The 18,766-nt window shown below is 42.4% G+C and carries 17 protein-coding genes; 6 read left to right on the forward strand and 11 right to left on the reverse strand.

All coding sequences use genetic code 11. The features are described from left to right. Window positions 1-45: 45 nt before the first annotated feature. From C0Q44_RS14865 to C0Q44_RS14870, 3 genes are all read left to right on the forward strand, one after another. Window positions 46-1,194, forward strand: a complete 1,149-nt coding sequence (locus tag C0Q44_RS14865; protein ID WP_258166337.1) for a response regulator — start codon at window positions 46-48, stop codon at window positions 1,192-1,194. Continuing rightward, on the forward strand, window positions 1,134-1,652 hold the full coding sequence (locus tag C0Q44_RS31010) for a helix-turn-helix domain-containing protein (protein WP_258166338.1): 519 nt from the start codon (window positions 1,134-1,136) through the stop codon (window positions 1,650-1,652). The genes C0Q44_RS14865 and C0Q44_RS31010 overlap by 61 nt, the downstream gene beginning before the upstream one ends. A 138-nt stretch (window positions 1,653-1,790) precedes the next feature. Next, a complete protein-coding gene (locus C0Q44_RS14870; RefSeq protein ID WP_105408075.1) occupies window positions 1,791-3,470 on the forward strand; it encodes a type 2 periplasmic-binding domain-containing protein in 1,680 nt (559 codons plus the stop codon). 307 nt (window positions 3,471-3,777) lie between these two features. Here C0Q44_RS14870 and C0Q44_RS14875 read toward each other — a convergent pair whose 3' ends face one another. From C0Q44_RS14875 to C0Q44_RS14885, 3 genes are all read right to left on the reverse strand, one after another. After that, entirely contained in the window at window positions 3,778-4,671 is an 894-nt protein-coding gene (locus C0Q44_RS14875; protein WP_105408076.1) for a DUF6973 domain-containing protein, read from the reverse strand. 631 nt (window positions 4,672-5,302) lie between these two features. Next, window positions 5,303-5,608, reverse strand: coding sequence for a hypothetical protein (locus C0Q44_RS14880; protein ID WP_105408077.1), 306 nt, complete (start codon window positions 5,606-5,608; stop codon window positions 5,303-5,305). A 36-nt stretch (window positions 5,609-5,644) separates the two neighbouring features. Further along, window positions 5,645-5,830 carry a hypothetical protein gene (locus C0Q44_RS14885; protein WP_105408078.1) on the reverse strand — a complete coding sequence of 62 codons (186 nt, stop codon included), beginning with the start codon at window positions 5,828-5,830 and terminating at the stop codon, window positions 5,645-5,647. A 485-nt stretch (window positions 5,831-6,315) separates the two neighbouring features. Between C0Q44_RS14885 and C0Q44_RS14890 the strand changes: the two genes are divergently transcribed. Next, a complete protein-coding gene (locus tag C0Q44_RS14890) occupies window positions 6,316-7,140 on the forward strand; it encodes a hypothetical protein (protein ID WP_105408079.1) in 825 nt (274 codons plus the stop codon). A gap of 42 nt (window positions 7,141-7,182) precedes the next feature. Continuing rightward, the gene (locus C0Q44_RS14895) at window positions 7,183-7,671 is read left to right on the forward strand and encodes a hypothetical protein (RefSeq protein WP_181151002.1); all 489 of its coding nucleotides are present in this window, start codon (window positions 7,183-7,185) and stop codon (window positions 7,669-7,671) included. A 325-nt stretch (window positions 7,672-7,996) separates the two neighbouring features. Here the strand turns inward: C0Q44_RS14895 and C0Q44_RS31015 are convergent, their stop codons facing one another. Continuing rightward, the gene (locus C0Q44_RS31015) at window positions 7,997-8,125 is read right to left on the reverse strand and encodes a tyrosine-type recombinase/integrase (RefSeq protein ID WP_308737422.1); all 129 of its coding nucleotides are present in this window, start codon (window positions 8,123-8,125) and stop codon (window positions 7,997-7,999) included. A gap of 408 nt (window positions 8,126-8,533) precedes the next feature. Between C0Q44_RS31015 and C0Q44_RS14905 the strand changes: the two genes are divergently transcribed. Then, a complete protein-coding gene (locus tag C0Q44_RS14905) occupies window positions 8,534-8,914 on the forward strand; it encodes a hypothetical protein (RefSeq protein ID WP_105408081.1) in 381 nt (126 codons plus the stop codon). Between the two features lie 730 nt (window positions 8,915-9,644). Here the strand turns inward: C0Q44_RS14905 and C0Q44_RS14915 are convergent. The 7 genes from C0Q44_RS14915 to C0Q44_RS14950 all read right to left on the reverse strand — a co-directional run bounded on the left by C0Q44_RS14915 (window position 9,645) and on the right by C0Q44_RS14950 (window position 18,632). Beyond that, window positions 9,645-9,896 carry a hypothetical protein gene (locus tag C0Q44_RS14915; protein WP_146113458.1) on the reverse strand — a complete coding sequence of 84 codons (252 nt, stop codon included), beginning with the start codon at window positions 9,894-9,896 and terminating at the stop codon, window positions 9,645-9,647. Continuing rightward, window positions 9,884-10,903 carry a serine hydrolase domain-containing protein gene (locus C0Q44_RS14920; RefSeq protein WP_105408084.1) on the reverse strand — a complete coding sequence of 340 codons (1,020 nt, stop codon included), beginning with the start codon at window positions 10,901-10,903 and terminating at the stop codon, window positions 9,884-9,886. Before C0Q44_RS14920 ends, C0Q44_RS14915 begins: the two co-directional genes overlap by 13 nt. Window positions 10,904-11,014: 111 nt before the next feature. Continuing rightward, the gene (locus C0Q44_RS14925; RefSeq protein ID WP_105408085.1) at window positions 11,015-11,389 is read right to left on the reverse strand and encodes a hypothetical protein; all 375 of its coding nucleotides are present in this window, start codon (window positions 11,387-11,389) and stop codon (window positions 11,015-11,017) included. Between the two features lie 40 nt (window positions 11,390-11,429). Further along, entirely contained in the window at window positions 11,430-11,600 is a 171-nt protein-coding gene (locus tag C0Q44_RS30210) for a hypothetical protein (RefSeq protein WP_181151003.1), read from the reverse strand. A gap of 149 nt (window positions 11,601-11,749) precedes the next feature. Then, complete coding sequence (locus tag C0Q44_RS14935) at window positions 11,750-12,196, reverse strand: hypothetical protein (RefSeq protein WP_105408087.1); 447 nt, start codon at window positions 12,194-12,196, stop codon at window positions 11,750-11,752. A 463-nt stretch (window positions 12,197-12,659) separates the two neighbouring features. Continuing rightward, entirely contained in the window at window positions 12,660-13,352 is a 693-nt protein-coding gene (locus C0Q44_RS14945) for a response regulator transcription factor (RefSeq protein WP_258166394.1), read from the reverse strand. 171 nt (window positions 13,353-13,523) lie between these two features. Beyond that, window positions 13,524-18,632, reverse strand: coding sequence for an InlB B-repeat-containing protein (locus tag C0Q44_RS14950; protein ID WP_105408088.1), 5,109 nt, complete (start codon window positions 18,630-18,632; stop codon window positions 13,524-13,526). Window positions 18,633-18,766: the final 134 nt, after the last annotated feature.

The following is an 18,766-nucleotide window of genomic DNA, read 5'->3' on the forward strand; positions in this document are numbered from 1 at the left end:
GTGTAAATATGTCTTAGTTCAACCACCAAGGGAGACTAAAAAACTATGCAAATGATGATCGTAGACGATGAAGCACACTGGGTCGACAACCTGTCCATGACCAAGCCCTGGCATACGCTGGGGATTGAGCATGTGCACAAAGCCTACTCTGCCCACGAAGCCTTACAAATGATCGACACGCACCCTATCGATATCGTCATCTCAGACATCCAGATGCCTGAGATGACAGGCATTGAACTCATTGAACGGATCAGAGCCCGTGACAAAAAAATAAAGTGCATTCTTTTATCCGGATATTCCGAATTCGAGTATGCCAAAAAAGCAATCCAGTACGAAGCTGTGGACTACCTGCTGAAACCGCCAACAGACGAAGAATTATTGGGCGCCGTGCAGAAGGCTATTGATCAATTGAACGACGAATGGGCACTCGTCAGCTCGCTCACACGAACCCAGTTTACGCTGCGTGAGAATCTGCCCCATTTACGCGGGCGACTGCTTCTGGAGGCTTTGCAGGGACAACGAATCGCCGCTGCGGAATGGGAACGGAAACTTGCCAATTATGAACTGCCCTTCCACACCGGGGATGCCGCATTAATGCTGGTACGTTTGGAAGAAGAATTCGGACACTATGACAGCAATGATCAGACCCTGATCGAATATGCGATCATCAATATGGCGGAAGAAATCATGGGTGAGTTTATGGAAGTGTGGGGTGTTAAAGAAGAGCACGGATATTTGGTGTTTTTGCTGCAGCTGAAAGAACGGGACGGCAATATTGGTAAAGAAACCATTCTGGAGAAGCTGTCCACTCAGCTTCAATCCAAAGTGAAACAGTTCCTGAAAGGTTCCCTCTCCATCGTCATTACCGAGGGGTTCACCTTTCCAGATCAGCTCTATAATCGCTTTCGGCAGGCCTCCGCGTATTTCCGGCAGATCGTCGGAGACGAGCGTGAATTCGTCATGCGGGTTAGTGACTTGGAGTCGCCCGCAGCGCAAGGTCCGCTGGATGTCCTGTATACCCGCCTTCCTTCATTCATCTGCTGGAAAGTGGACAGTGGGACGCTGCCGAAGAGAAAATCCTCGCAGTCTGCGCAGAGCTGGATGAGAAATGGTCGGAATCGTGGGAGCATTGCATGGAGGCAGGTTTCCTCATCACGGCTTCATTCACCAACATTGCCCATCGAAACAGGCTGACTCTGACTAACTTAATGGGGAATGATATTGAGGGTTTGCAAAATGGGGAAGCCTACTCTACCATCAGTAAGCTGCGGAAATGGTCGCTTACTGTGCTGGGCAAACTCAAGGAAGGCACGTCCAACGAAATCAAAGACATCCGTTCCGAGTATGTGAAGAAGATTCAGGATTTTACGGATAAAAACCTGCATCTGGACGTGTCTTTACGTGTACTCGCCGATCATGTCAATCTGCATCCGACCCATCTATCGAAGATTTACAAGATCGAAACGGGCGAAGGCATTAGTGAATATATCTCCCGTCTGCGCATGGATCGCGCCTGTCACAAGCTGATCACGACTACCAAAAAAATATATGAAATTAGCATGGAGATTGGCTATATGGACCCGGCTTATTTTATCAAAGTGTTCAAGCGCCAGTTCGGCGTTACGCCGCAGGAGTACAGAGACCAGCATTAAATAACATGACTGAAAACCGATCTTTTGAACATTCACTAATAGAGTCCTATCGAAACTAAGAAACTCATATAGATGACATCCCTGTATAATTGGTACAGTTACACTTGTAAAGATCATACACCGTAGGGGGATTGAACAATGATCAAATTCAAAACATGGTGGTCACTGCTCATGGTTATCGCGCTCATCACGATTACTGCGTGCGGCAGTGGCGAGAAAGCCAGTGACAAAGGTACAGATAATACGCCGGGAACTGTCGGCTCAGCGGAAGCAGAAGCTGCTTTTGCCAAAGGAAAATATGACCCACCCATCGAGTTCAGTTCGGTATTGATGCCGAAGAAATACGTGCAGGGCGACACCAAAGAAAATAACGTGCACGATCGCTGGATGCTGGAAACGCTGGGTATGAAGCATAAAGATACCTGGTATCCTGCGAACGACGATCAATACAGACAAAAGCTTCAACTGGCTATCGCTTCAGGCGAGACGCTTCCAGATTTCGTGACAGTACCCACCAATGCGGTACTGACGAATCAGCTGATCGACTCCGGTCAATTCATCGCTATCGATGAGTTGTTCGACAAGTATGCGAGTCAGACCCTGAAAGATCACGCAGCAGCACATCCTGAACTGTGGTATCCGTTCACCAAGGACGGCAAGAAATACAACATGCCGATCATGGAGTACACCGATAACGACGATACGCTGCTCTGGCTCCGGGAGGACTGGATGGAGAAGCTGAACCTGGAAGCTCCGAAAACCATCGCAGACCTTGAGAACATCATGGACAAATTCAAGAACGAAAACCCGGACGGTCTGTCTCCAGACAAAGTATTCCCTCTGGCGATCTCGCTGAAAAATAACACCAACACCTGGATGGGTCAGCTCGACTGGTTGTTCGGTGCATACGGCACAATCGAGGAGCAATGGAACAAAGACGCAAACGGCAACCTCGAGTACGGCTCCGTTAACCCGGGTGCCAAACAAGCCCTTGCCAAGCTGGCTGAGTGGATGGATAAAGGTTATATCCACGCTGACTCCGCTCTGTGGGACGAAGGCAAATCCGCTGAAAGCTGGACAGCCGGCAAAGCCGGTATTCTGCCTGGCGCAAACTGGGTACCGGACTGGCCTGCACCTGACCTGCTGAAGAACGTACCTGGCTCAAAGTATAAAGCTTACCCTGTTCCAGCTGGCCCAGACGGTAAGATCGGTACGAAGTGGCAGAACTCTGGTGTCAACGCAAGTATCATGATCAACAAGGATGCGAAGCATCCAGAAGCCATCTTCCTGTATTACAACTACATGCTGGATAACCTGGCTAACCCGGCTGCGGGCAGTGAGTATGAATACGGCTTCGCCAAAGGTTACGACTGGGATATCATTGACGGACAACCGACCAGTGACAAAGAGAAGATCAAAGACTTCTCCAACGAATTCCCATTCCTGACCGGCCCAGCACGTATCCCGGATCTGTACATGAAAACACTCGTGAAGCTGGCCAACGGCGAGAAGCCTGAAACACCTTACGAGAAACAAATGGCCGAATTCCGTAAACCGGAAAACTGGTATGCAGGTAAAGTCGTTATGTCCCAGATCGACGTCCGTAAACAAAACTACTTTACTGGCGCTGCAACACCAACCATGGTATCCAAATGGAACCTGCTCCGCCAGTCCGAGATGGAAACCTTCAACAAAATCATCTACGGCAAACTGCCAGTTGATGCCTTTGACCAATTCGTCGCCAGTTGGAAATCCAATGGTGGGGATCAAATCACACAAGAAGTGAATGACTGGTTTAAGTCGGTAAGTGCGAAGTAAGGGATAGGTTTATTATTATCGTGAAATAGACAGTACTTTTATTCCCTCAGTTTAAACAGGCAAGCCAAGGGTTACTTATTTACTAATTATCGTCCCGTTTCGGACTCTTACGGATAAAGATATCTGAATTCTGTAACGATACCCTTAGGCTTATAAGCTTATATATGACATCTAGCATTTGTGTATATCTCATTGCATAATTTCTGATATCACATTCCAAAAGTTTATCCTTTTACAGAATTTGTACTTCTTTTTAAAACATAAAATCCCCACCTCTTAATATATTTTAAGAGGTGGGGATTTTAAATTAGTCTGCTTGGTTTACAAAGTCAGTGTCTTTACCAACGAAATTTACTCTTGACCCATTTACAATATGTTGCAATTTCCCACTTTTATAAACTGCTTTAATTGCATTTCTAGTAGCAGTAACAGAACTTGAGGTTGAAATATTCGAAGCCATAGCCTGTACTCTACCTTCAGTGTTATTATTGATATCCATGTTAAATTCAATTGCAGGCTGATTACCAGGTGCATGAGTTTCATGAGCATCTGTCCAAGACTTTGCCCAACCAACACTATCGGTAAATCCTACAATCCAGATATTCCAAGCAGCATGTCTAAATGCATCTGATTTATCGTTGTGTCCATTTCCTCCAAATTTGTATTCTGTATATTTTGCAGCTTCATCCCCAGCTACAATAGCTTTAAACCCTCTACTTGGATTCTCAGCATACAACTCTTTTTCTTTAGAATTTAAATCTACCATTCCCTCCACAAGATTATAGAATGCGGAATCTATGCCCGCAGCTGCAAGAGTATTATTATTTGAAGGACTTTCACTATACTTTTCACAGAGACTTATAAAGTAATCATTAATTTGATCCACTGATGCCTCAGGATTTGATTGTTCGAAAGTTTTCAGTTCTTCAAAAATGATATCTTTATTATCATAATTCAATTTAGAAATTGCATCAGGATATGTTTTATTGGATTTAAGAAATAACTTCCCTTGATTTTCCCTTTCAATAGCCCGCCTTTCCAAATCAGTCGGTTGGCTTACATCCACTTTTACCTCTTCCTTTTGAATTTCATGACTAACAGAATTTTGTGTAGATTTTCCTTCAGCAGCAAAAACCGCGCTACTCATTGAAAATACTAAAACAGATGACATAAGAGAAATAGAAATCTTTTTATATTTCACCCTTTATCTTCTCCTTTTTATTGGAATATAAGCCAATTATTGCTTAGTATAAAACAAATGTCAACATCTAATCTAAAATTTTATAAGAGTTATTGAGACCATCTCCAAAGCGATTAAGCAATAAAATAGCAATTCCTGCTATTAAAATAAGTACTAATATAACTATTGATATTTTCCTCCAGTTCATAGTTCACCTCCTCAAGGAATTTCAATATTACTCTATTATAGACACAACTTACTCATCATTTGTTTTGTTTCCCTTGAAAAATAATCCATTAGAACTACATTTTCCAGAAATCTTATCTCAATAATTAGATCATAGATTCTATAGTGTAACTCTGAGTTCTTTTGTGACGATCTAATATCTGTTTAACCCCAAGCCTGTAATTGATGTTTCATTTCTAGTATTACTCAAAATCTAAACGATTTAACTTCACCCAATATTCTTTATTTGGATAATTTTTATATTCCGCTATAAAGTAAAGTCTTTTTATTTAACTTCATATTGTCAGCAGTTTAGATAAAAAAAGAACTGTCACAAAGACAGTTCAATAAAAAGCGTAATTCCCCAGATTCCCCCTCTATCCAATCTCTATCAAAAAATCCTAATCAATCAGAGAGCTAATTATTTTTACGTGTTAGGCTTCTCACCTTCTGCCTCCATTGACTGGCCCAGTATGGATACTGTGAGCTGAATCCCATCCCTCAGCCCTTGCATGTACAACCGCTCATTCTCTATTCCTTTGCTGACAATATAACGATTCTCCCATTCGATATACTCCGCTGTCTGCTCGACATCCTCTCCTCCAAACAATGCTCCGAACGCTTCGTCTGTTTTCCCACGTACGCTACTTAATTCAGGGTCTTGTTCGATTCGGACAGATACTTCATCTAACCTTGTCTGAATCGCTTGTTGCAACCACGGTGGAAAATCCATTGTTTCTCCTCCCCTACCCATTATGTACCTCACTCTTCATCGTACCACTCGGCTATGTCTCGTCTTTATTTCACTAACTCGTGCCACCAGTTCGTCCACCCTCCGGCTCTGTTCCTGAACCGCAGGATTGTCCCACAAAGGAATCGCTTGCTTCAAGGATGCCTCTCCAAGCTGATTAAGCTTGCGCCGTTCCTCCTCCAATAAGTCAAGCAACCGGCTCATACATCCACCTCTTTGATGGGTCTAAACTACGTCATGTCTTGTTAATGCTAGACATGAACAGTCATTCTTAATGCGATTACCTGTGTCCCGGAGCTGTGTTCAATATCTTCGTCTAATCCAAATTGTAAGATGAATTATATTTCCATTAATGCGGAAATCGAATTAAATTAAAAAAACACCGAAATAAACCATACTATGTAAATATTTTTTGTTTCTCTATTGTAAATATAAGTAAATATATTACTCAATTGTTTTACTTGAATAAATAACAACATGTAAATAAAACTACTCCAACGGCGTGCCTATTGCAACCGTAACAGGACTCACTTTATGCACCAAATTCGCTTGGAAGGAGGTCGGGATTTTGTAAAGAACAACTCATGGCGAAAAGTTAATTATTTGCCTAATATGAGATTATGTATTATATTAGGAAATAGTTGGATTATAAATAGTTTTAAAAGTATATTATTTAAAGGAGTGTTCATATGAAAAAATTATTTACGTCATTGTTGTCTTGCCTTCTAATTGTTGGTATTTTAAGTGTTCAAGTAGCAGGGGCTAGTGGATTTAGCACCACTACCACTAATGAATCGGGTACATACGTTATCCCTACTGAGGATGGCAGTACATTGGAAGTTTCAATTGAAGAAACAGACAAAGAATACATTGTAACTTCTTATGTAAATGGAGAAGAAGAATCTCAAACAATTAAAAACAAAGAAACAAGAGATATGATGACTATTGATAATGATGGGAAAGTAGAATATTCTAATGAAAGTGACTATATTGAAAAAGTTCCAAATCCAGTGATTAGCAACAAAGACTCTTTTGCTACTAATGCTACTAGTAATTGGACGTTTGTAGATTCGGCATACAATTCTAATCCAAATGTGAAACAATGGGGTTATTTATATAAACAAGAAAAAATCACTTTTGGAGAAACTTATAATCTTAATTATGATTCAGGAACTAAAGTTTCAATCATAATAGGTGTGATTATCGGTCTTATCACAGTTGGCTCAGGTGGTATAATTGCAGCTATTCTCGTAGCGCTTGGCTCAACTATTGCTGCTGATAAGATCACCAAAGCTATTAGTGGTCAAGTTTATGGAAGATTTGCTGCACAGGACTTGGAAGTGAGATCTAACGGAAAGATTGGCTTGCGCAGTAAGCGAACTATCGTAGATGCTAAAGTGATTAATAAAAAGAACGGAAAAGTTGAATGGGTACCAATTAGAGTTGAAGGAGAGGGAAGAAGTGATACTGATCTTTGCATAATCGGAGCATATAATGCTTGGCTTCTTAACTAAGGCTATGTAGAAACAGTCCACTCAATATATATTTAAGATAAGTTGACGCCAATTGATGTTAGCTTCAACTACTTATTCAAAGGAGATATGATGTATAGAAAACTAATAATTATTGCTTGTCTGATAGAAGTGTCTTTTTTAATTTTTTTACAATATCGTTACAATAATATTTTGGATGTTTTCCCTTTTATTGGATTGTTAGTTTTTTTCATGGTATTGAGTTATTTCTTAAAAGTTCAACTAAGCAAAAAACGTAAAGAAATAGCACTTTTTTCACAAACACTCTCTTTGATATTCATTCCAATTTATGTAATTATGACACTTCCTCAATACACGTATGAAAGTGCGGTAGATAAGGTCACTCAAAACTTAAAAGAACCTTATGTGGTTAATAAGCAGAAGAATACGTTAATAAAAAATGAATCTAATGAATTAAAAAAAGGTTATATGTTTTCTGTGGAAAAAAATTCAAAAGTAAATTCATACGTTTTTGATCCGTGGACTGGTATCTATCATGAAGTACGAGATTGAGGTAAGACTGACTACTCGGTTAAATTGATGTAGAGATTGCTATCATGTGAAAATTGTTTTTTCACGCCTTAATAATGAAACTTACTTTAAGAATCGGTTAGCCGATTCTTTTTTCTTGTACGTTCTTACGCTTCATTTCATACATACCGCAGAATACAAGACCCAAAACGAATTTCCGCGCAGCGTGAATATGATGTTCCTCTGAATAATCAGGAAACTCAATGTCCCATGTCCATACATTCAGTGGGCTTTGAATACGCTGAATATTTTTCATATTAATATGCGTATATCACTGAGTTGTTCGTGCACTCGTATGACCAAGTAGCTACTGAATGTAGCGCAGGTCTGTCCCGTTTTCCAGCAAATGAGCGGCGAAGGAATGTCTCAGGGCATGAATGCTTACCTTTTTCACAACTTTTGCCCCCCGTCTTGCTTCTTCAAAAACCTTCTGCACACCTCCGCTCGGTAAAATGTAACTCAGAAAAGATCGCCCCGGAAACAGTCAACGATTGGGTGTATATTCACCTATGCATTTCTGCACAATATCCCTGGCGAGATTTGAAAGAAGCGTCCCCTGGTCCTTTTTCTCACGATGAGTGTTTGCCTTTCAATATCTAACCACTGTAACACAGACGCACAACTTCACCTAAAACGAAGCCCTGAAGAATATGGTGCGCCCTCGTAACTTTTACGCCTTCTGCAACGTTTCTTTGATCGATTGGTTGTTTACTTACTAGCATTTCATTCGGATTTGAAACAATCTACTTACAGATAACGGAAAATGCTGCTAGTATAAAACGGATGATGAAGTTGTTTTCATGCAACGGTATTGTTAGTAGTACAAACATAAGGAGGTGTTTATTTGATTATCAAGAAGCTAATAATTTGCGTCATCACACTTTGTATTCTACTCATATTGGGTTTTCTCAGGTGGGACAATCTTGAATCCAGCGCAGACTTTCATTATAAGTATGATCGATGGGCAGGTCAGAAATGGGTAGAGTTCTATCCGCCGCTAGCTGCTTCTTCCAACAGCATGGAGTTTCCACTTATATATATAGATGAGATAAATCAAAATGATATTAATAAATATTTAGGAAAACAAGCTCTCTCTGGAGAGTTAGTTAATAAGTGGATTGAAAGAACAAAGTTAACGGATGGATATGTAGGTCTATTATTATTGAATATTCTAGTGGTCATTTACAGTTTCATTAAAATATTTATTTTGAGAGACAAAAAATAGGATGATCTTGATATCCCTTCAATATACATAGGCACAAGTTGCCAAAGGGCATACTAACACAAAGACAGCAGTCCCCGATAAGGAACTACTGCCTTTACTCCTTTTAATTGACCCCACTTAATATATAAATGATGTATAAGTGTCATCCCCGAGCCATTGTAATGCTTAAAATATCCACATTCAGCGTTTACCGTTCTAAACATACAAATTCCATCCCAATATAAAAGCAGCCAAGATGAAAGCCGAGATGCCAGACATGATGTACATCACCTTTTGCTTATCTACAAACTGCTCTTCCGCAGTTTGTAGATAAGCAAGCCAAGAAACGTCACTGCTAGAACAACATATAGTAGGTTAAACATTAAATTGATCCGTAACGAAGAATAACCAGGATAATTTGGAAAACTAATCTTCGTCTGTATGATGAAAAGATTAAGAAGGAGTACCACACCTGCAAAATTGATTGCAAGATGATATTTATTAAAATTGGTCGTAAGATTTCCTCGTTTATTTAGTTTGTTAAGAAGCAACCGGATTAAATAGCCGATTAAAGCAATTAAACTGAAAATGGCGGCAAGCAAAGCAGGAATAAAAGATATTACAATCAAGTTCACCTTCCATTTCGATACAGGCAAGTTATCCATGTAAGGAGTGAAGGAAATTTTCTCAACCACGCCATTATGCTCGACCACATTATAAAGACTACTTAACTCAGCTTTTGAAAATTTGATTATATCAAGCTGCCTGAATAAATCGGTAAATCTAGCGGCAGGCCGTCGTGCGGATTGAAAATATCCTCCCCCTCCGAAGTAATAATATTAGAATTGACGTTATCACCGAAAATTTCTTTGATAAGCCCATAATAATAAATTTCCTCATAAGACTGGTTTGTCATGACGACCATCCCGAATTTAGATGCGGGATCAAAGACAAGTTTGCTGGAAAACCCTTTCAGATTCCCCTCATGCATCAGTGTAGGCACCCAGTATTCCATCTCAACGAACCCATGTGCAAATCGCGGAGTAGAGGTCCCATCATAATAGAGACTTGTTGATAACATTTCGTATCCCTGTTCTTAAATAATACATTGCTATCATCCACAGGCATCAACGCAGCAAGGAATTCCCCTAAATCTTCTGCTGTCCCAATCGCTGCCCCTGTAGGATAAAACGTTACGTATACTCTGTTCTCAGGGATCAGTTTCAAATCTTTTGTATACCCTTCAATCTCATTTCTTCTTTGTGCTAGGTCTGGATGATCTTGCCCCGTTGGATGAATTGAAGTGTCGTTCATATGAAGCGGTTCGAAAATATGTTGATTGACATACTCATAATAAGGTTGGCCACTTACTTCTTCCACGATGTAACCGGCTAAACCAACGCCGTAGTTCGAATAACCCACTATACTATTTGGTTTAAATATCTGTTTCGGCTCATTTTTACACAACGTTTCTCCCAATTCTAACGTTTCATTCTCGGAGTAATAAAATACCTCAGCCGCTGTTTGATCTTCCCAACCCGCATTGTGATGCATCAGGTTCATTAGGATAATTGGATCATCATATTTCAGTTTTTTGAAGAATCCCTCTGGCAGATATTCCTGGATATCCATCTCCAGATCAAGTTTTCCTTGTTCGACAAGCTGCATCACACTCGTATAGACCAACAGTTTAGAGATGGAAGCCCATTCAAACACAGTAGAGGTATCCGCCTTTCGCTGTTTCTCAATATCTGCGTAACCATATGCCTTATTCACAATGGTTTCACCGTCTTTGATAGCTACAACCGAAACGGCAGCCGTATACTTCTCATACGAGGCAACATAAGCATCAATCGTTTCCTCTAACTTGGATAAAGGAATTCTGAATGGTGTAGTCTCAACCTGTTCTTCAGCGTGGGCAGGTACCGCTATTGCCATAATGATAAATATGAATGATAGAACACAAGCGGTTACCTTGTTAACCGTGTGATATCCACGATTCATCTGCATTAGCTTCTCTCCTTTTATATTAAATGTTAATTACATCTCTTGTTTTCAAGTATGCGTTTTCAAAAAAGTTCACATGACTCTAAATTATTTTCAAATGCAATTGCACTCCATTCAAGAGATAGGTCGCAGAAGTTCACCTTTCCAATTAACGATGTTTATTTCTTTGTCTTTCAAAAGGCACCAATCAATGATTTCACCTATCAATTTTGGCGTGATGATCTCATCGCTCCATTTCGGTGTTAGTACTCTTCTGTATCCTATATACTCTGTTGTCCAGCCTTCAAATTCTTCTCCGATAATGACTATATTTGGGGGCTTGTTTTTGATACTGTGTTGTCCCACTTCATAAGTGACGATTAACTTCTTATCCTCAGAAACGATATGTAATTTGATTATCCCCTCATCGTCAATATCCGGTTCAACATACCAATAAAATAATCGATTGGATCGAACGATTTTACGTTTATATTTTTTTCTTACGCCCATAAATCACCTCACATATTTTCTTACCACTGTATGAAGTATTTCAGTCCTTCCTCAACATCTCCTCCCCTCTACCTCCAGCAATTCCATCACCAGGAAAGTGTTTTTCGAAATATAATCCTTGGCCTTCTCCCTCATTACAGTCCCATGCAATGGTATCTAAATCTTTTAATAGAGTATGTAATGTCTCTTCACTGCAGTTTACTAGTTTCATAGGGCAAGGCAAATAGATTTGTCCTCCATAATCACCCTCCATAATTACATATGCATCTGGAGTATCTACGGCTTTCTTAAAACTGTCTATAAACTGATTGTTCGGTAGTCCATTTGCTTCATTAAGGATAAATTAGTTATTTACTTCATTCATTCATTCATTCCTATGACTTGTTCAATTGCTATATTAAATTCTTTAACATTAATGTTTAAATTGATTATTCCTTCTTTATCCAGTCCTTTTGTATCTAATCTAAAATTACCTGCCACTGGTGCCGAACTATTACCATCAACTCTCTCATTTATGTCCAATTTAATGCTTCTATCAATTAATCGCTCCTGAATATCCTTACTTATGATCGGTTCAACTTTGTTTAGTATTATTGATTTATTGGTTCTATTCCGTAGATTTAAATTGTATGTTACGACTGTAATACCTGCATTTTCTTCGCTCTCTCCCAGTCCAAATGAAATTGAATTTATTATCAAACCATCTTCAACAATTTCATCCGTCTTTACACTTCTTGAAATACAACCACTTAGGGCTAGTATCATTAAAAGAAATATTAAAATCATTGAACGCTTTTGATTCTTCAATTCGGAAACTCCTTTAATTTTCATTCGTATTACGTCTCACTCTCATTGATGAATCTTTACAGAGATGAATCACAAAGTCTTGGTTCGAAGTATGATATACAACGTTACCGGGCTCTACTCGAAAAAACTATTTATTCGTATCTTGTTCTGATACGGTGCGAATTGGTCAGGGAACAGTTCTCAAACTTCTTGCCATTTCATGTGTTCTATCTCCTGATTTTTATCGTTCCGGTATATATGTAGTCCGACGGAGTCGAATGTTGTCTGCTTATTACGCTTTGATTCATCGCTTACCATTAGGCCAGTGCCAGCCAGCACACGCTTGAGCCAGAACGTAAGCACGCCAGTACAGCGTGCTTCTATAGCTCTGTTTCACCGAGTCACAGATCAGCGCAGACTGTATGGCAGTAGCGGTACATTTAGCCACCGAAGATAAAAATCAGTATATGCGTATTATACAGAGTCACATTAAATCCTGAAGCAAAAGTATCGCCTGCGTCCTGTCCTCTACCCCGATTTTGCTATACAAATTACTAATATAATTCCGAGCGGTTCCCTCCGCAATACACATCATCTCAGCAACCTCCTGATTGCTGAGTCCTTGAACCAATAATCGCGCCAGTTCCTTCTCACGATAAGTTAGTTGGATGGTCTGTACTTCTCTCTTTGCCAATCCTACCTTATGATGCAGCTCCCGTGCATGTTGGGCCAGCTTGGCTGCTATCAAGGATGGGAGAATGTACTGTCCCTTCATCACATCACGAATGGATTCGATCAGCCTGTCAGCATCCATATCCTTCATCACATAACCCTGCGCTCCTTCAGCCATCCCTTCTAGAATGTAATCCGACTCCGCAAATGTCGTTAAAATAATTACTTTGATCTTTGGGTGGTTGGCTCGAATATACCGTAGCGCCTCCAGACCATTCATGACAGGCATTTGAATATCTAGCAGCATCACATCAGGCTCCAAGATAGCCGCAGATTCACAGGCCTCTTTACCGTTCTCAACAATTCCAATAACCTCCATATCTTCTTCCAATTCAAGTATAGTACGAAAGCCTTCTCGCACATACTTCTGATCATCCACTATGAGTAATTTGATCGTAGACACAGTCCTGTCTCCTTCCACAAACGCTACAGGATCGTTCAGCATTTTCACATCGTTCTCCTCCACACATCATATCAGGTCATCCCAAGGGAATCATCCAATTTAGATAGATTGAAACTTCCCTCAAAAAAGCACTTCAACCCTGTCATAATGGGCTGAAGTGCTACTTTGCAACTGAACTTGTAACTTCACTTGGATGTTACTTGATGATCATACTCATTGGAAAGCGGGTTTGGTCTCCGGCAAGAGCTGCAGAATATTCATCAGCAATTGTAACACCTGAGCACGGGTAGCCTGTCCCTGCGGATCAAACTGCCCATCTCCATCACCCTTTACCACCCCTGCTTCCACGAACGCTGTAATCGCAGATTGTGCATAACTGGATGCCTTATCCAAATCGTTCATATTTTGACTTGCTTGAGTACGAGGCAATTGCTCGATATCCACCAGTCGAGACAGCATAACCACCATCTGTTCCCGGCTAACCGGTTGATTCGGTCGGAATTCACCTGTGCCATAGCCCCCGATAATTCCTGCACTTGCGAAAGCCTGTATAGCATCTTGCGCCCAATGTACTTGCGTATCCTTAAAGCTCACTTGCTCTCCATCAGGTTCCACATCGAATAGCCTCGACAGCAGCGTTACGAATTCAGCGCGAGTCGTTGCCTTATTCGGATGAAATGTGCCGTCCGAGTAACCCGAAATCAGCTGATGTTCTACAAACCACGAGATGGCTTCCTTACCCCAATGACTACTCACATCCGAGAAGAGATCATTCTCCGTCGTTGCCGATGTCTGCAGACGGATAAGCAACGATGTTAGGGATACCTTCGGTTGTAGCATCGCCTTCGTAGTAGTGGCTGTATCGGTATTTCCTGCCGGAACTTCATTTACCAGAGGAGCTTCATTTGCTGCCGGGCTTGTGGTACTCACAGGGCTACCTGAAACATTTCCCAACTCACCTGAACTGCTACCTGAATTATTGCCAGAGCTATTGCCCGGATTACTGCCAGATCCAGGCACAGAAGATGTTGATATCCACTTCGCATATAACGTCAGATCACGGGTTACTGGAGAACTGAAATTGTAGGCTTGCGTCAGATTCTCATCCGTGTACCAACCTAGAAAACCGTAGCCTGTACGCGTCGGCGCTAATGGCTCGCTGAACGTTTCATTGTCCCTTACTTTTTGACTCCCGACTGGCAAGCCTCCATTACTCTCGAAGCTCAGTTTATATACCCGTTCGATACTCATCACCGTAGCCTTTGATTCATTCCCTACATCCACATATGCCACATACGGTGTACCACTGGCATCCAGCGCCAGCGAAGTATAATCTGCTTTGTCTGCGGAAAAACCAGCATTCCCTACATCGCTCCAGGTTCCGTTCTCATATTTTTTTACCGTAACTTTAAACCGTGTCGCTAAATCCGAATACGCCACATACGGCGTACCGTTTCCATCCAGTGCGAGCGAAAGATAAGCCGGTGAATATGCGGAAAAACCGGCATTTCCTACATCGCTCCATGCTCCATTCTCATATTTCTTTACCGTAGCTTTAAAATCTTTCGCTCCATCCGAATACGCTACATACGGTGTACCACTTCCATCCAGTACCAGCGAAGTTTCAGTCGCTGCGGCTGCGGAAATGCCAGCACCTCCTACATCGCTCCATGTTCCGTTCTCATACTTCTTCACCGTAGCTTTTTGAAGGTTCATATCTAAATACGTCACATATGGCGTACCACTTTCATCCAGTGCCAGGGAAGTGAAATACGCTATACCCTCAGAAAAACCAACATTCCCTATGGCAATCCATGCTCCGTTCTCATACTTCTTCACCGTGGCTTTAGCACCATTCGCGTTATCCATATATGCCACATACGGCGTACCATTTCCATCCAGCTCCAGGGAAGTGTAATTCGCTACATCTTCCGAAAAGCCAGCATTCCCCACATCGCTCCATGCTCCGTTCTCATACTTCATGACCGTAGCTTTAAAATCTTCCGCTCCATCCGAATACGCCACATACGGTGTACCATTTCTATCCAGTTCCAGTGAAATGTATGCTACGGCGCCTCCGGAAAAGCCAGCATTCCCTACATCGTTCCATGTTCCGTTCTCATACTTCTTTACCGTAGCTTTATTACTATTAGTTACATCCCTATACGCCACATACGGAGTACCATTTCTATCGATCACCAGTGAAGTGTACTTCACTTCACCTGTGGAAAAGCCAGCACTCCCTACATCTACCCACTCCATTTCGGCAGCATGCCCATTTCCCTCCCACTTCGCATACAACCTCAGGTCACGGGTTACTAAAGTCGCAAAGGAGTAGGCTTGCGTCAACACCTCATCCGTATACCAGCCTGCGAAGGCATAGTCCTTACGCATTGGCGCTGACGGCTCGCTAACCGTTTCATTATTCCTCACTTTTACACTATTAACCGCTGTGCCCCCGTTACTCTCGAAGCTCACCGTATAGTCATTTCCCTCCCATTTCGCATACAACCTCAGGTCACTAGTTACGGGTGATGTGAAGTCGTAGGTTTGCGTCAGCTCATCATCTGTATACCAGCCTGCAAAAGCATAACCTGTACGCGTCGGTGTTACTGGCTCGCTGGCCGCTTCATTCATTCTCACCTTTGTACTACTGACCGCTGTGCCTCCGTTACTCTCAAAGCTCAATGTATTCACCCGTTCATAACGCATCACCGTAATTCTATTCTCATTCCCGCCATCCCGATACGCTACATACGGTGTACCACTGCCATCCAGCGCCAGAGAAGGTACATGCCCTACACCTGGAGTAAATCCAGCTCCCCCTACAGGTGTCCATTCGCCTTGTTCATACTTCATTACGGTGGCGCGACTACCATTCGCCGCATCCCTATACGCCACATACGGTGTACCACTACCATCCAGAGCTAGCGAAGGTGCGGCCGCTGTACCTGGAGTAAAACTCGCGCCCCCTACAGCTCTCCATACGCCTTGATTATACTTCATCACCGTAGCTTTCATGCTGCTTCCATCCTGATATGACACATACGGCGTACCGTTTCCATCGAGTACCAGCGAAGGATCAATCGCCCTACTTGCAGAAAAACCAGCATTCCCTACAAGTACCCACTCGCCTTGATCATACTTCATCACGGTGGCTTTATTACCAACACCAAAATCGGAATACACTACATACAGCGTACCCCTGTCATCCAGGGCTATCGAAGGTGTATTGGCATTACTTGCAGAAAAACCAGCAGTCCCCACAGATGTCCATGCGCCTTGTTCAAATTTCATCACCGTGGCGTGATTATCACTCGCTAAATCCCTATACGCCACATATGGCGTACCGCTGCGATCTAGCACCAACGTAGTCCTATTCGCTGTACTTGCAGAAAAACCAGCATCCCCTACAGGTGTCCATACGCCCTGATCATACTTCATCACCGTAGCTCTATTATTGTTCCCGCCATCCACATACGCTACATACGGCGTATCACTTCCATCCAGCGCCAAAGAAATCGTATCCGCTGGACCTGCGGAGAAGCCAGCACTCCCTACAACGGTCCATGCGCCTTGTACATACTTCATCACCGTAGCCTTATTGCCATTCGCTACATCTCTATACGCCACATATGGCGTACCGTGGCTATCCAGCTGCAGCTTCAGAGGAGTCCTCCCCGCATCATTTGCAGTAAAACCGGGACTCCCTACATTTACCCATTCCCTTGTAGCATTATCCGCATTTCCTTCCCACTTCGCGTAAAGCGTCAGGTCACTCGTGACCGGAGAAGAAAAAACGTAGGCTTGCGTCAGCCTTTCATCTACGTACCAACCTGCGAAGGAATAGCTGGATCTTGTCGGGGGGAGTGGCTCGCTGACCACCTCGTTATCCTGAACCACTTTACTCTCCAACAAGGTTCCTCCATTGCTCTCATACCTTACCGTGTGGTACACTTCCCATTTCGCAAACAACGTCAGGTCACTGATTACGGGTGATGTGAAATCGTAGGATTGCGTCAATCCCTCATCTGTGTACCAATCTACAAAATTGTAGCCTGAACGCGTCGGCGCTAATGGCTCGCTGACCGTTCCATTAACTCTCACCTTTTGACTCTCGACTGCCAAGCCACCATTACTCTCGAAGCTCAGTGTGTACACCCGTTCGATACTCATCACCGTAGCCTTTGATTCATTCTCTACATCCGCATATGCCACATACGGTGTACCACTGGCATCAATCGCCAGCGAAGTATAATCTGCTTTGCCTGCGGAAAAACCAGCATTCCCTACATCGCTCCAGGTTCCGTTCTCATATTTTTTTACCGTAACTTTAAACCGTTGCTCTAAATCCGAATACGCCACATACGGCGTACCATTTCCATCCAGTGCGAGCGAAAGATAAGCCGGTGAATACGCGGAAAAACCGGCATTTCCTACATCGCTCCATGCTCCATTCTCATATTTCTTTACCGTAGCTTTAAAATCTTCGGCTCCATCCGAATACGCTACATACGGTGTACCACTTCCATCCAGTACCAGCGAAGTTTGAGTCGCTGTGGCTGCGGAAATGCCAGCACCTCCTACATCGTTCCATGTTCCGTTCTCATACTTCTTCACCGTAGCTTTTCCAAGGCTTAAATCTAAATACGTCACATATGGCGTACCACTTTCATCCAGTGCCAGGGAAGTGAAATACGCTATACCCTCAGAAAAACCAACATTCCCTATGGCAATCCATGCTCCGTTCTCATACTTCTTCACCGTGGCTTTATCACCATTCGCTCTATCCATATATGCCACATACGGCGTACCATTTCCATCCAGCTCCAGGGAAGTGTAATTCGCTACATCTTCCGAAAAGCCAGCATTCCCCACATCGCTCCATGCTCCGTTCTCATATTTCATTACCGTAGCTTTAGAACCTTGCACTTCATCCGAATACGCCACATACGGTGTACCATTTACATCCAGCTTCAGTGAAGTGTAACCTGCGGCGCCTTCGGAAAAGCCAGCATTCCCTACATCGATCCATGTTCCGTTCTCATACTTCTTTACCGTAGCTTTATTACTATTACTCACATCCGTATACGCCATATACGGCGCACCACTTCTATCGATCACCAGTGAAGTGTTCTTCACTTCACCTGTGGACAAGCCCGCATTCCCTACATCTACCCACTCCATTGCCGCAGCATACGCTCTTCCATCCTGCATATTCCAGAGAGGTACGCCTCCCACTGTCAGCAAGATTGCCAATAACATAGCTACTGCTCTTCGAGCCCATCCTTTATTCTTGTCCACTTTCTTCATCCTGTTCATACCCTCTCTCCTATCTTTCTGTCTATACCTATTAGTTATTCGTACACGTCCTATGACTTTTGTACTATCTCTATTTCAATATACAAACATTTTACCGTCCAAAATAGTGACTGCTGTCATCAATTTGTCACATG

It is taken from the genome of Paenibacillus sp. PCH8 (assembly GCF_002968835.1).
GTDB lineage: Bacteria > Bacillota > Bacilli > Paenibacillales > Paenibacillaceae > Paenibacillus.

Excerpts from the sequence above, each read along its gene's own strand:
- C0Q44_RS14865 (WP_258166337.1), top strand. The coding sequence starts at position 46 with ATGCAAATGATGATCGTAGACGATGAAGCACACTGGGTCGACAACCTG.
- C0Q44_RS31010 (WP_258166338.1), top strand. The coding sequence starts at position 1,134 with ATGGAGGCAGGTTTCCTCATCACGGCTTCATTCACCAACATTGCCCAT.
- C0Q44_RS14870 (WP_105408075.1), top strand. The coding sequence starts at position 1,791 with ATGATCAAATTCAAAACATGGTGGTCACTGCTCATGGTTATCGCGCTC.
- C0Q44_RS14880 (WP_105408077.1), bottom strand. The coding sequence starts at position 5,608 with ATGGATTTTCCACCGTGGTTGCAACAAGCGATTCAGACAAGGTTAGAT.
- C0Q44_RS14885 (WP_105408078.1), bottom strand. The coding sequence starts at position 5,830 with ATGAGCCGGTTGCTTGACTTATTGGAGGAGGAACGGCGCAAGCTTAAT.
- C0Q44_RS14890 (WP_105408079.1), top strand. The coding sequence starts at position 6,316 with ATGAAAAAATTATTTACGTCATTGTTGTCTTGCCTTCTAATTGTTGGT.
- C0Q44_RS14920 (WP_105408084.1), bottom strand. The coding sequence starts at position 10,903 with ATGCAGATGAATCGTGGATATCACACGGTTAACAAGGTAACCGCTTGT.
- C0Q44_RS14925 (WP_105408085.1), bottom strand. The coding sequence starts at position 11,389 with ATGGGCGTAAGAAAAAAATATAAACGTAAAATCGTTCGATCCAATCGA.
- C0Q44_RS30210 (WP_181151003.1), bottom strand. The coding sequence starts at position 11,600 with ATGAAACTAGTAAACTGCAGTGAAGAGACATTACATACTCTATTAAAA.
- C0Q44_RS14945 (WP_258166394.1), bottom strand. The coding sequence starts at position 13,352 with ATGCTGAACGATCCTGTAGCGTTTGTGGAAGGAGACAGGACTGTGTCT.
- C0Q44_RS14950 (WP_105408088.1), bottom strand. The coding sequence starts at position 18,632 with ATGAACAGGATGAAGAAAGTGGACAAGAATAAAGGATGGGCTCGAAGA.